Annotated in this window: 9 protein-coding genes and 1 pseudogene; 5 read left to right on the top strand and 5 right to left on the bottom strand. The window is 71.2% G+C overall.

Translation table 11 applies throughout. The features are described 5' to 3' along the window. The first annotated feature begins 96 nt into the window (after nt 1-96). Genes JHW38_RS13335 through JHW38_RS13325 form a run of 3 tightly spaced genes read left to right on the top strand, consistent with a single transcriptional unit; the run spans nt 97 to nt 3,483 of the window. Complete coding sequence (locus tag JHW38_RS13335; protein ID WP_207521811.1) at nt 97-636, top strand: (2Fe-2S)-binding protein; 540 nt, start codon at nt 97-99, stop codon at nt 634-636. A 58-nt stretch (nt 637-694) separates the two neighbouring features. Further along, a complete protein-coding gene (locus JHW38_RS13330; RefSeq protein ID WP_242690936.1) occupies nt 695-2,881 on the top strand; it encodes a xanthine dehydrogenase family protein molybdopterin-binding subunit in 2,187 nt (728 codons plus the stop codon). Nucleotides 2,882-2,892: 11 nt separating this feature from the next. Next, on the top strand, nt 2,893-3,483 hold the full coding sequence (locus JHW38_RS13325; protein WP_207521809.1) for a hypothetical protein: 591 nt from the start codon (nt 2,893-2,895) through the stop codon (nt 3,481-3,483). Between the two features lie 130 nt (nt 3,484-3,613). Here JHW38_RS13325 and JHW38_RS13320 read toward each other — a convergent pair. The 5 genes and pseudogenes from JHW38_RS13320 to JHW38_RS13300 form a co-directional block, all read right to left on the bottom strand. Continuing rightward, nucleotides 3,614-4,507: pseudogene (locus JHW38_RS13320) on the bottom strand (cation diffusion facilitator family transporter); the annotation flags it as partial. Nucleotides 4,508-4,622: 115 nt separating this feature from the next. Continuing rightward, entirely contained in the window at nt 4,623-7,847 is a 3,225-nt protein-coding gene (locus JHW38_RS13315) for an efflux RND transporter permease subunit (RefSeq protein WP_207526362.1), read from the bottom strand. Nucleotides 7,848-7,872: 25 nt separating this feature from the next. Continuing rightward, on the bottom strand, nt 7,873-8,907 hold the full coding sequence (locus JHW38_RS13310; RefSeq protein WP_207521807.1) for an efflux RND transporter periplasmic adaptor subunit: 1,035 nt from the start codon (nt 8,905-8,907) through the stop codon (nt 7,873-7,875). Next, complete coding sequence (locus JHW38_RS13305) at nt 8,904-10,367, bottom strand: TolC family protein (RefSeq protein ID WP_207521806.1); 1,464 nt, start codon at nt 10,365-10,367, stop codon at nt 8,904-8,906. The genes JHW38_RS13310 and JHW38_RS13305 overlap by 4 nt, the downstream gene beginning before the upstream one ends. Nucleotides 10,368-10,472: 105 nt before the next feature. Then, the gene (locus tag JHW38_RS13300; protein WP_207521805.1) at nt 10,473-10,832 is read right to left on the bottom strand and encodes a hypothetical protein; all 360 of its coding nucleotides are present in this window, start codon (nt 10,830-10,832) and stop codon (nt 10,473-10,475) included. Nucleotides 10,833-11,171: 339 nt separating this feature from the next. Between JHW38_RS13300 and JHW38_RS13295 the strand changes: the two genes are divergently transcribed. Together JHW38_RS13295 and JHW38_RS13290 are read left to right on the top strand one after the other, a co-directional pair. Beyond that, nucleotides 11,172-12,227: a TonB family protein gene (locus JHW38_RS13295; RefSeq protein WP_207521804.1), complete on the top strand. Its 1,056-nt coding sequence runs from the start codon at nt 11,172-11,174 to the stop codon at nt 12,225-12,227. Between the two features lie 53 nt (nt 12,228-12,280). Then, entirely contained in the window at nt 12,281-12,979 is a 699-nt protein-coding gene (locus JHW38_RS13290) for an alpha/beta hydrolase (protein WP_428995242.1), read from the top strand. Nucleotides 12,980-12,995: the final 16 nt, after the last annotated feature.

The following is a 12,995-nucleotide window of genomic DNA, read 5'->3' as shown; positions in this document are numbered from 1 at the left end:
TCAAGCATTGCCGCAATCGCGCCCGCCGACGCTGGCGAATCCGGCAAAACCGGGTGTAGGCTCCAGCGACGACCCCAGCCGCCGCGAGGGATGCCGATGAAGCTCAACGTCAACGGCGCCGACCACGAAGTCGACGCGCCGCCGGACATGCCGCTGTTGTGGGTGCTGCGCGACCTGCTGCATCTGACCGGCACCAAGTTCGGATGCGGCATCGCCCAATGCGGCGCCTGCACCGTGCATATCGACGGTTCCCCGCGCCGCGCCTGCGTGACCCCGGCGGCGACGGTGGAAGGCCGCAAGATCCTCACCATCGAAGGGCTCGGCCGCGACGGCCCGCATCCGGTGCAGCGCGCCTGGGCCGAGATCGACGTGGTCCAGTGCGGCTACTGCCAGTCCGGCCAGATCATGTCCGCGGCCGCTTTGCTGAGCAAAATCCCGCAGCCCAGCGACACCGATATCGATCAGGCGCTGTCCGGCAACATCTGCCGTTGCGGCACCTATCCGCGCATCCGCGCCGCGGTCCATCGCGCCGCGCAGATCGCCGGCGGCGCGGCCACCGCACAGACAACCAGCCCGGCCGAAGACGCCGCGCGGGCCTTGCCGCTGCCGGTGCTGCGCAACGTCGAAACCGCCTGACCCCGTTCCGCGGCCGCGGCATCCGCCGCGACCGCACCGCGTTTGCAAGGAGGTGGCTGTGAACACCCTCGACACGCCTTCGCGGCGCCGATTCCTCAAAAGCGGCGCGCTGATCGGCGGCGGCCTGGTGATCGGCTTCGTCGTACCCGGAGCCAAACGCTTCGCCGAAGCCGCGCCGGCCGCGGCCGCGGCGGCGTCGACGGGCTTCGCGCCGAACGCGTTCCTGCGCATCGGCGAGGACGACACCGTCACCGTGCTGCTGTCGCATTCGGAAATGGGCCAGGGCATCTGGACCGGGCTGGCGATGCTGGTCGCCGAAGACCTCGACGCCGACTGGTCGAAGATCAAGGTCGAACACGCGCCGGCCGCGCCGGCGTATGCGCACACCACCTTCGGCATGCAGATGACCGGCGGCTCGACCAGCACCTGGAGCGAGTTCGAGCGCTACCGCATGGCCGGCGCCACCGCGCGCGCGCTGCTGTTGGCGGCGGCATCGAAGCGCCTGGGCGTGCCGGTCGAACAACTGCGCACCGACAACGGCGCGGTGGTCGCGGGCCAGCGCCGCCTGCGTTACGGCGAACTGGTCGCCGATGCCGCCAAGCTGCCGCCGCCGACGACGCCGCCGACGCTCAAGGACGCCAAGGACTTCAAGATCATCGGCAAGCCGACCCGGCGCCTGGACGGGCCGGAGAAGATCGACGGCCGCGCCAAGTTCGGCATGGACGTGCAGTTCGAAGGGCTGCTGACCGCGATGGTCGCGCGCGCGCCGGTGTTCGGCGGAACGGTCAAATCCTTCGACGACAGCGCCGCGCGCAAGGTGCCCGGCGTGCGCGACGTGGTCCGGGTGCCCAGCGGCGTCGCGGTGATCGCCGACCACTACTGGGCGGCCAAGCAGGGCCGCGATGCGCTGAAGATCGACTGGGACGCGGGCCCGAACGCGGCGGGCCTGGACGACGCCAAGCTGCGCGCCGAATTCGCCCGCCTCGCCGCGGCCGGCGGCGGCGCGGTCGCGGCGCGCGCCGGCGATGCGGACGCGGGGCTGAAAGGCGCGGCGAAGGTGATCGAGGCCGAGTACCACGTGCCGTATCTCGCCCACGCGCCGATGGAGCCGCTGAACTGCACGGTCAAGATCGGCGCCGACGCGTGCGAGATCTGGACCGGCACCCAGTTCCAGGGCATGGACCAGATCGCCGCGGCCCAGATCACCGGCCTCAAGCCCGAGCAGGTGCGCATCCACACGACCTTCCTCGGCGGCGGCTTCGGCCGGCGCGCCACGCCGAGTTCGGACTTCGTCACCGAAGCGGTGCACGTGGCCAAGGCCGCGGGCAAGCCGGTCAAGACGGTGTGGTCGCGCGAGGACGACGTGCGCGGCGGCTACTACCGCCCGATGTACCTGCAGCGCGCGCGCATCGGCCTGGACGCGCAGGGCCGGCCGGTGGCGTGGAAGCATGTGCTGGTCGGCCAGTCCATCATCATCGGCTCGCCGTTCGAGAAAGCCCTGGTCAAGAACGGCGTCGACTCGACCTCGGTCGAAGGCGTGGCCGATTCGCCTTACATCAAGGACCTCAAGGACCACTTCGTCGAAGTGCACCAGCCGCAGACCGGCGTGCCGGTGCTGTGGTGGCGCTCGGTCGGGCACAGCTACAACGCCTTCATCATGGAGAGCCTGATCGACGAGGCCGCGCATGCGGCCGGGCAGGATCCGGTCGCGTACCGGCGTTCGCTGCTCGGCGCGCATCCGCGCCACCTGGCCGCGTTGAACCTGGCCGCGGAGAAAGCCGGCTGGGGCGAGAAGCTTGCGCCGGGCCGCGCACGCGGCGTCGCCGTGCACGAATCGTTCGGCAGCTACATCGCCCAGGTCGCCGAGGTGTCGCTGGAGAAAACCGGCAACGGCCAGCGCATCCGCGTGCACCGTTTCGTCTGCGCGATCGATTGCGGGCTGGCGGTGAATCCCGACGGCGTGCGCGCGCAGATGGAATCGGGCATCAACTTCGGCCTCGGCGCGGCGCTGTACAGCGAGCTGACGTTCAAGAACGGCGGCGTGCAGCAGTCCAACTTCCACGATTACCGCGTGCTGCGGCTGGACGAGGCGCCGACGATCGAGGTGCATATCGTGCCGAGCGCCGAGAAGATGGGCGGCGCCGGCGAACCGGGCACCGCGCCGGTCGCGGCGGCGGTCGCCAATGCGCTGTTCGCGTTGAACCGGCGGCGGCTGCGCGAGCTGCCGCTGCGCGTGCCGGCCTGAGGAGAACGACGATGCGCGCAACTCCCGCGATCCTGATCGCCCTGGCGCTGGCGCCGCTGCTGGCGGTGTTCGGCGCCGGCTCCAAACCCGCGCCGGCCGCCGGCGACGCGCGCGCGGTGGCGGCGTTCGCCACCGTGCAGAAAGTATTCCAGCATCCGCGCTGCCAGAACTGCCACATCCCCGGCGACCAGCCGTTGCAGTTCGACGAAGGCCGTCCGCACGCGCAGGGCGTGGTGCGCGGGCCCGAAGGCAAGGGCGCGGCCGGCCTGCCGTGCTCGACCTGCCACGGCGAAGCCAATCTGTCGGCGAGCTACGGCCCAGACGCGCCGCCGGGCGCGCCGCATTGGCAGCTGCCGCCGCCACAGCACAAGATGGCCTGGATCGGCCTGCCGGCGCCGCAGCTGTGCGCGATGATCAAGGATCGCGAGAGCAACGGCGGCCGCGATTTCGCCGCGCTGATCAAGCACGTCAGCGAAGACAAGCTGGTGCTGTGGGGTTGGGCCCCGGGCGGTAAGCGCGCGCCGGTGCCGGTGCCGCACGACCGCTTCGTCGAAGCGTTCAAGACCTGGGCCGATGCCGGCGGGCCTTGCCCGAAGGGATGAGTCGCTGAGTAGTTCCGCGATCTACCTGTAGGAGCGGCGCGAGCCGCGACCGCTACATCGCGCCTACGACGCAAGCGAGGTTTCGCGGTCGCGGCTCGCGCCGCTCCTACAGGGAGCGAGATCAGGCATGCGGCACGTCGCAGACTTCGCCGCCGCAGGCCTCGATCTCGATCTGCAACGTGCAATGCTCGATCCCGTAACGCTCGTCGAGCAGCTTGGTCAGCTCGCGCCGCAACGCATCCCCGTCCGTCCCCGGCGTCACCACCAGATGCGCGGTCAGCGCCGGCGTGCTCGACCCCAGCGACCATACATGCAGGTCGTGCACGCCGGCGACGCCGGCGCTGGAGCTCAGCAAGGCGCGCACCGCATTGAGGTCGGTCCCCTTGGGCACGCCTTCCATCAACACGTTGCCGGCCTCGCGCAGCAGGGTCCAGGTGCGCGGCAGCACCCACAGGCCGATCAGCACCGCCAGCGCCGGGTCGATCCAGGTCCAGCCGGTGAAGCGGATCGCGATCGCGCCGGCGATCACCGCGACCGAACCGAGCATGTCGCTCCACACCTCCAGGTAAGCGCCTTTCATGTTGAGGCTTTCGCCGCTGCCGGCCTGCAACAGCCGCATCGCGATCAGGTTCACCGCCAGGCCCAGCGAGGCGATCACCAGCATGCCGGTGGTGGCGATTTCCGGCGGCTGGCTGAAGCGGCCGACGGCTTCGTAAAGGATGTACGCGGCGACCGCGAACAGCATCAGGCCGTTGGCCATCGCGCCGAGCGCCTCCATGCGCGCGTAGCCGAAGCTGCGCTTGGCGTCGGGCGGTTTGCGGCTGAGCCGGACCGCGGTCAGCGCGATCATCAGCGCGACTGTGTCGGTGCCCATGTGCGCCGCGTCCGACAGCAGCGCGAGGCTGTTGGTGACGAAGGCGCCGATGACTTCGGCGATCAGGAAGCCGCCGGTCAGTCCCAGCGCCCACCACAACGGTCGTTCGTGGCGGATCGCGGTGGTGCCGTGGTCGTGTCCGCTGCCCATGTCGATTCTCCGTCAGTGCGGGCCGCCGCCGCACGGCAGCGGCCCATTCAAGCGCGCCGCCTGTGAGCGGCGCGCCACGGGCGCGGGCCGTCGGCGACGGCCCGCGCGTGTCGCCTCAGTGCGCCGGCGCGGGCTCGCCCGGCGGCAGCGCCGCGGGGGCGTCGCCGCCGTCGTCGGCGCGGTCCTCGTTGCGGTGCAGCCAGCGGTACAGCACCGGCAACACCAGCAGGGTCAGCAGGGTCGAGGAGACGATGCCGCCGATGACCACCGTCGCCAGCGGCCGCTGCACTTCCGAGCCGGCGCCGACGTTGAACGCCATCGGGATGAAGCCCAGCGAGGCCACCAGCGCGGTCATCAGCACCGGCCGCAGGCGGCCGAGCGCGCCGTCGACGATGGCGTTGTCGAGCGGGTCGCCTTGTTCGCGCAGCTTGCGGATGAAGGCGATCATGACCAGGCCGTTGAGCACCGCCACGCCCGACAGCGCGATGAAACCGACGCCGGCGGAGATCGACAGCGGTATCCCGCGCAGCCACAGCGCGATGACGCCGCCGGTGAGCGCCAGCGGCACGCCGCTGAATACGATCGCGGCGTCCTTGGCCGATCCGAACGCCATGAACAACAGCGCGAAGATCAACACCAGCGTCACCGGCACCACCACCGCCAGACGCTGGCTGGCCGAGATCAATTGCTCGAAGGTGCCGCCGTAGCCGATCCAATAGCCTTCCGGCAGCTTGACCTGGGCGTCGATGCGCGAACGCATGTCGGTCACGAACCCGCCCAGATCGCGATCGCGCACGTTCGCGGTCACCACGATGCGGCGCTTGCCGTTCTCGCGGTTGATCTGGTTCGGGCCGAGCACCGACTTGATCGTCGCCACTTCGCGCAACGGCACCGTGCGCGGCGCGCCGGCGCTCCAGGTCGCGTCGCGGCTGGACTCGTCGCGGTCGCCGGTGCTCGCCGGCAACGGGATCGGCAGGTCGGCCAGCGCGGCCGGATCCTGGCGCAGGTTCTCCGGCAGGCGCACCACCAGGTCGAAGCGGCGGTCGCCTTCGAAGAACTGCCCGGCGACCTCGCCGCCGACCGCGGTCGCCACGGTTTCCTGCACCGCCGCCGGGTTCAGGCCGTACACCGCCAGCGCGCGGTGATTCGGCTCGATGCTGAGCATCGGCAGGCCGGTGACCTGTTCGGTCTTGACGTCCGCCGCGCCCGGCACCGCGCGCGCGACCGCTTCGATCTGCTGCGCGACCTTGAGCAACTGCTGCAGGTCGTCGCCGTAGACCTTGACCGCGACGTCGGCGCGCACGCCGGAGATCAGCTCGTTGGTGCGCATCTGGATCGGCTGGGTGAATTCGAAGTTGCTGCCGGGCAGGGTGCCGGCAATGGCTTCGATCTCCTCCATCAGCGCGTCGCGCGGCTTCTTCGGGTTCGGCCACTGCTTGCGCGGTTTGAGGATCAGGTAGGTGTCGGCGACCGACGGCGGCATCGGGTCGCTGGCGACTTCCGAGGTGCCGACCTTGCTGAACACCCGCTCGACCTCGGGCATGGCCAGGAACGCCTGTTCCATGTGCTTCTGCATCGTCACCGACTGGGTCAGGCTGGTCCCGGGGATGCGCATGGCCTGCACCGCCACGTCGCCTTCGTCGAGGCTGGGGACGAACTCGGTGCCCATGCGCGTGGCGATCAGGCCGCTGACGATCACCAGCGCGGCGGTGCCGGCGACCACGACGGTGCGGCTGCGCAGCGCCCAGGCCAGCATCGGCTCGTAGCGGCGCTTGAGCCAGGCCATCGCCTTGTTCTCCTTCTCGTCGACCTTGCCGCCGAGGAAGATCGCGACCGCCGCCGGCACGAAAGTCAGCGACAGCAGCATCGCGCCGGTCAGCGCCAGCACCACGGTGATCGCCATCGGGTGGAACATTTTTCCTTCGATGCCGCTGAGCGCGAAGATCGGCAGGTACACCGCGGTGATGATGCCCAGGCCGAACAGGCTCGGGCGGATCACCTCGGCGGTGGCTTTCGCGGTCAGGTCGTAGCGTTCGGCGCGGGTCATCTGCCGGCCGAGCGCGTGCTGGGCGTCGCCGAAGCGGCGCAGGCAGTTCTCGATGATGATGACCGCGCCGTCGACGATCAGGCCGAAGTCGAGCGCGCCCAGGCTCATCAGATTGCCGGAGACGCCGCCGCGGACCATGCCGGTGATGGTGAACAACATCGCCAGCGGAATCACCAGCGCGGTGATCAACGCGGCGCGGAAGTTGCCGAGCAGCAGGAACAGCACCACCACCACTAGCAGCGCGCCTTCGACCAGGTTCTTCGACACGGTCGCGATGGTGCGGTCGACCAGCGAGGTGCGGTCGTAGACCGGGCTCGCGCTGACGCCCTTGGGCAGGCTGGCGTTGGCGGCCTTGAGCTTCTCGGCCGATGCCAGCGACACGTCGCGGCTGTTGGAACCGACCAGCATGAACACCGTGCCGAGCACGACTTCGTGGCCGTTCTGGGTGGCCGCGCCGTTGCGCAGTTCCGGGCCTTCGCCGACCGTGGCGACGTCGCGGATGCGGATCGGTACGCCGTCGCGGCGGTCGAGCACGATGTCGCCGATCTGCTCGATGTCGACGATCTGCCCCGGCACCCGCACCAGGAACTGCTCGCCGTTGCGCTCGATGTAACCGGCGCCGACGTTCTGGTTGTTGGCCGACAGCGCGGCGACGATGTCGCGCTGGCTCAGGTTAAGCGCCATCAGCCGCGCCGGATCGGGGGTGATGTGGATCTGCCGGGCGAAGCCGCCGATGGTGTTGACCTCGGTGACGCCGGGCGTGTTGCGCAGCTGCGGGCGGATCACCCAGTCCTGCAGCGTGCGCAGGTCGGTCGCGGTGTAGGCTTGGCCGTCGGGCTTGCGCGCCTTCGGGTCGGCGTCGACCGTGTACATGAAGATCTCGCCCAGGCCCGTCGCGGTCGGTCCGAGTTCCGGTTCCAGCCCCGCGGGAATCTGCGACTTCACCTGTTGCAGGCGTTCGGCGACTTGCTGCCGGGCGAAGTACAGGTCGGTGCCGTCCTTGAACACCACGGTGACCTGCGACAGCCCATAACGCGAAAGCGAGCGCGTGTAGTCGAGTTTCGGCAGGCCCGCCAATGCGGTCTCGATCGGAAAGGTGACCCGCTGTTCGGCCTCCAGCGGCGAATAGCCGGGCGCCTGGGTGTTGATCTGCACCTGCACGTTGGTGATGTCGGGGGTGGCGTCGATCGGCAGCTTGGTGAAGCTCCACACGCCCACGCCGATCAGCGCCACGGTCAGCGCCAGCATCAGCCAGCGGTGGCGGATGGCGAAGCCGATGATGCGTTCCAGCACCCCGGCCTGGTCTTGCGGCAGGGGTTCAGTGTTCATGCGAGGCCCCCGACTTTTCGATGTCCGCCTTGATCAGGAAGCTCTGCTCGACCACGACCTGCTCGCCGGCCTTGAGCCCGGACAGCACTTCGGCGCGCTGCGCGTCGCGGCGGCCGAGCTTGACCGCACGCGCGCTGTAGCGCTCGCCGTCGCGCACGAACACCACATCGCCGTCGTCCATGCGCTGCAACGCGGTCAGCGGCACCGCCAGCGGCACCGGCTGCTGTTCCACCGTCACCCGCGCGTGCACGGCCGAGCCGGGACGCCACAGGCCGTCGGGGTTCTTGATCGAAGCGCGCGCGACCGTGCTCTGGCTGGCGGTGGCGGTGCCGGGCAGGATCCGGTCGATGACGGTGTCCACGCCCTTGTCCTCGCCCATGCGCATCACCGTCACCGGCAGGCCCGGGCGCAGGTGCGAGGCGTCGGCGCCGAACACGTGCAGGTCGACCCACAGCGTCGACAGGTCGGCGATCTCGAACAGCGCGGTGCCTTCGACCGCGACTTCGCCGACCGAGGCGTTGCGCGCCAGCACCACGCCGGAGATCGGCGTGGAAATCGAATACGTGGTGAGGCTGAGGTTGCTGTCGATGGTGGCCAGGGCCTGTCCGGCCTTGACTTGGTCGCCGATGTTGGCGCGCAGCGAACGCACCGGGCCGGGATAGCGCGCGGTGATGCGCGCCACGCGGCCTTCCAGCGGGGTGATCAGGCCTTGTACGTCGTGCTCGTCGGCGATGGTGCCGGCGCCGACCGCGGCGGCGACGATGCCGGAGCGGCGCGCGATCTCGTTCGGGATCGTGGTGGCTTCGGGCTTTTCTTCGCCGGCATTTTCGCCGTGGCCGGCTGCGCCGGCGGCTTCCTTGTGCGCGTGGCCGCTCTTGCCTTCGTCGGCATGGCCTTCGTCGGCGTGATCGTCCTTGCCCTGCGCGGCTGCGGCCGGGGCGGCCTTGTTCTTGTCGGACGCGCCGCCGCAGGCGCTCAGGCTCAGGGCCAGCAGGCCCGCGGCGATCAACAGTTCGGGCTTCATGGCGTGGCTCCTGCGGGGGCATTGGGTGCGGCGAGAAAGGGCTCGCCGGTCAGACGCTGGATTTCGATCAGCGCCAGTTGCGCGTCCAGCGCGGCGTCCAGGCGTTGGCGCCGCACCGCGACGCTTTCGGCCTGCAACAGGGCCAGTTCCAGATAACTGATCGCGCCGGCGCGGTAGGCGTACTCGGCGGCTTTTTCGGCGCGTTCCAGGCGCGGCAGCACGTCCTGCTTCAGGCGCTCGGCTTCGAGCGCGCCGAGGCGGTAGCGGCCTTGCGCTTCGACCAGGGTGGAATACAGCGACAAGCCTTTGGCCTCGCGCTCGGTTTCGAGCATCGCCAGTTCGGCTTGCGCGCCGCGGATTGCGGGCTGCGCGCGCGCGGCCGCGCCGAGCGGCATCGACACGCTGGCGACGAAGCCGAAATCGCCGTTCTCCTGCTGCCGGCGCAAGCCGACCTGCCAACCGATGTCGGCCTGCTGCTGGCTTTGCGCCAGCCGCACGCGCGACTCGGCGATGCGGCGCTGGTCGACGAAGCGGGTCAGTTCCGGATTGCGTTCCAGCAGGTTCGCTAGCGCGCTCGCGTCCTGGATCGGCGGCAGCGCGTACGGATCGCCGGCGACGGCGGCGAAGCCCGGATCGCGTTCGCCCCACAGCGCGGCGAGGAACTGGCGCGCGGCCAGCAGGCCGCGCTCGGCGCGGCTGCGGTCGAGCTCGGCGCGGGCCAGCTGCGCCTGCGCGGTCAACAGGCCCGACTCGGGCGAGGCGCCGGCTTCCAGGCGCACGCGCGCGGCGGCCACCGCGCGCTTGCGCTGGGCGATGTCGAACTCGGCCAGATCGATCCGGCGCTGTTCGGCGACCACCGCCAGATAACGGCGCGCGGCTTCGGCCAGCAGGTCGAGGCGGCGGCCTTCGCGGTCCACCGCGAGCGCGTCGATGCGGCTCTGGGCGAACGCGCGGCGCGCGTCGAGCTTGCCGCCGCGTTCGAACACCGAGGCCAGGCTCAAGGTGACTTCAGCCGCCTTGGTGCCGCTGAGCGCGCCGGTGCCGAGCGCGTTGTCGATCGCCGCGCCGGCGACGTAGGCGGGTTTCTGCGCGGCGATGTCGCGCTCGGCTTCGAGCACGCTGCGCTGGTTGCCGAACAGGCGCAGGTCCGGGTGGCTGTCCTGGATCCGGCCGAAGGCGTCGTCGAGGCTGAAGAACGAGGCGGTGCGCGACGAATCGATGCGGGCCGAAGCGGACCGCGTCGAATCAATGCGCTTGGAATCGGCGCGCTTGGAATCGGAACGCTTTAAATCGGCGCGCTTCGAACCGCCGCTCGCGGCGGCGCCGGCTTCGGCATGGGTGCCGGCCTGCGCGCCGGGCGGCGAACCGGGCGGCGGGGGTGCAGCAACGGGCGGCTGCGCCTGTGCGGAAAAGCACAGCGCAGCCGTCAGGACGGCCAGGGCCGTCGGACGCAAACGCATGGGGTGTCTCCTGAATCGCGATAGCCGTCGCGCGCTGCGCGCACGGCGTGGCGTGCCGGACGGATGCCGGGCACGTCGTGTCTGCCGGCCAGGGCCGGCGGCGAATCAGGCGTGGATCGGTGGGCGCAGCGGTTGCACGGGATCGGCTGCGGCCAAGGCCGCGGCGCGCGCCGGCAGGGGGCTCGCGGGGGAGGGGGCGAGCAGCCCCAGCTCGATGCGCGGCAGCAAGGCGGCCTGCATGGCGCAGCAATGGGTGACGTGGCACTGGCGGGCGCCGCAGCCGTCCTGGTCGGGAATGCCGGCGCCGGCGTCGTTGCCGACCACGTGCGCGGCCTGCGGATGCAGGTCGGCGAGTTCGCCGATCTCGCCGGCGAACGCCAGCACCGGCTTGACCAGCATCACGACGATGAGCACCCCGAAGACGAGGTGGCGCAGCAGATTCGTGAGGGCGGACGGGCCGGGCATGGCGCGATCATAGGAGCCCGTGCGCTCGCAATACAATTTCACCGGGGCGTATTTCGTTCAGTCTTGCAAGCTCGCGCATGCGTCGCATCGTCGCGGATGCGACGCGGACCTCGCGCGCCGCGTCGTCGCGCGGCACCGTCGCTCGCGGCCCAGTGGACCGATTGCGCATCGCGCCGCCGCGGCGCCGTCGCCATAATCCGCGCCGCGCGGCAGGACGCCCGAAGGCGCCGCTGGAGTCTCTCGATCCGGCAGGACAGGACAGGGCGATGCAGTAACCGCGTCACATCCCCGGCCTAATCTGCGCGCGCATTTCGCAGTTCGGCGGTACAGGGGGTTGCAGTGAAGTTTGTGATCGAGCCGGGGCGCATCGCCGCCGCCGGCCAAGGCCCGGGTGCGCGCCGAAGCGGCGCGAAGAAGCGGACGGTCGCCGGATGGGGCGCGGCGCTGGGGCTGAGTCTGATGATGGCCGGCTGCGGTTCCAGGCAACCGCCGGCGGATCCCGCCGCCACCCAGGCGTCGGCAGCGGCCGAAGCCCCACCCGCCGAAACGCCCGCCGCCGCGCCGCTGCCGCCGGCGCTGGACGAACTCGATGCCGGCGGCCTGCGCGAACGCGCGGCGCGGGCCTTGCGCGAGCAACGCATCCACACCCCGGCCGGCGACAGTGCGGTCGATTACTACCTGGCCCTGCGCGACAAAGACCCCGGCCAGGCCGATGTCGCCGCCGCGCTGACCGAGTTGCAGCCGTACGTGGTGATCGCCGGCGAACAGGCGCTGGCCGACGCCGACCTCAGCGAATCCCAGCGCCTGACCGGCCTGCTCGCGCGCATGGACCCGCAGGCGCCGGCGCTGCCGCGCCTGCGCGCCGGCCTGCGCACGGCGCAGGCCGCGCAGGACCAGCGCACGCGCGAGGACACCGAGCGGGCCGCGGCCGCGCGCAACGACGCCGCGACCCTGGCCCGCACCCAGGCCGCGCAGCGCAGCGCCGCCGCCAATGCCGCGCTCAAGGCCCAGGCCAACGCCAACGCCGGCGCGGCCGACGAAGCCGCCGCGCGCGCCTCGACCCCGGCCGCGCCGATCCCTGCGCCGCCCGCGCAGGCCGCCGCGCCGCTGCCGCCGCCGAAGCAGATTGCGGCCAAGGCCATGCCGCGGCTGATCGCCGACGCCAGCCCGCGCTATCCGCTGGTCGCGATGAACCGCAAGCTCGAAGGCAGCGTCGAAGTCGCCTTCACCATCCAGCCCGACGGCCGCACCGGCGCGGCGCGAGTGGTCTCGGCCGAGCCGGCCGGGGTGTTCGAAGACGCCGCGCTGGCCGCGGTGGCGCGGCTGCGCTTCGAGCCCAGCGGCGACAGCCACGCCGCGCGCCGCACCTTGAACTTCAAGCTGCCGCAGCGCTGAGCGCGGCGGCGGCGCCGGCCGCGCGGTTGGCGCGGTCGGCGCGAGCGGCCACAATGCCGCGCATGACGACCGCCTCCGCTCCCATCCTCGACGCCCTGGAACTGCAAAACGGCGCCGAGCCGACCCACACCCTGCTCTGGCTGCACGGCCTGGGCGACAGCGGCGACGGCTGGGAACCGGCGATACGACTGATGGCGCGGCCGAACTGGCCGACCCTGCGGGTGGTGCTGCCGCACGCGCCGGTGCGCGCGGTCACCGGCAACCAGGGCATGCGCATGCGCGCCTGGTACGACATCGCCGATTTCAGCGGCATCGACAACCGCGCCGACCAGGGCGGCATCGACGAATCGGTGGCGTTGATCGAAGCGTTGATCGCGCGCGAAGCCGAACGCGGGGTGCCGCCGCAGCGCATCGTGCTCGGCGGCTTCTCCCAGGGCGCGGTGATGACCCTGGCGGTCGGCGCGCGCCGCACCGCGCCGCTGGCCGGGCTGGTGGCGCTGTCGAGCTACCTGCCCGCGCCGGAACGGCAGCTCGCCCAGGTGTCCGCGGCCGCGGCCGCGCAGCCGGTGTTCATGGCCCACGGCCTGCACGACCCGCTGGTGCTGTACCGCTACGGCGAAACCGCCGCCGCGCAGCTGCGCGAGCGCGGCTTCGCGGTGGACTGGCGCGACTACCCGATCCAGCACGAAGCCAGCGACGCCGAACTGGCCGCCGCCGGCGACTGGATCGCCCGGCGCTTCGCCGCGGCCTGACCGCCCCGAGCCGCGC

This window comes from Lysobacter enzymogenes, assembly GCF_017355525.1.
Taxonomy (GTDB): domain Bacteria; phylum Pseudomonadota; class Gammaproteobacteria; order Xanthomonadales; family Xanthomonadaceae; genus Lysobacter; species Lysobacter enzymogenes_C.
The sequence above is the reverse complement of the archived record's forward strand: the minus strand, read 5'-3'. Positions and strand labels throughout refer to the sequence as shown.

Bases quoted from the DNA above. Each gene is read 5' to 3' on its own strand.
- JHW38_RS13335 (WP_207521811.1), top strand. From the start codon at position 97: ATGAAGCTCAACGTCAACGGCGCCGACCACGAAGTCGACGCGCCGCCG.
- JHW38_RS13325 (WP_207521809.1), top strand. From the start codon at position 2,893: ATGCGCGCAACTCCCGCGATCCTGATCGCCCTGGCGCTGGCGCCGCTG.
- JHW38_RS13310 (WP_207521807.1), bottom strand. From the start codon at position 8,907: ATGAAGCCCGAACTGTTGATCGCCGCGGGCCTGCTGGCCCTGAGCCTG.
- JHW38_RS13305 (WP_207521806.1), bottom strand. From the start codon at position 10,367: ATGCGTTTGCGTCCGACGGCCCTGGCCGTCCTGACGGCTGCGCTGTGC.
- JHW38_RS13300 (WP_207521805.1), bottom strand. From the start codon at position 10,832: ATGCCCGGCCCGTCCGCCCTCACGAATCTGCTGCGCCACCTCGTCTTC.
- JHW38_RS13290 (WP_428995242.1), top strand. From the start codon at position 12,281: ATGCCGCGCATGACGACCGCCTCCGCTCCCATCCTCGACGCCCTGGAA.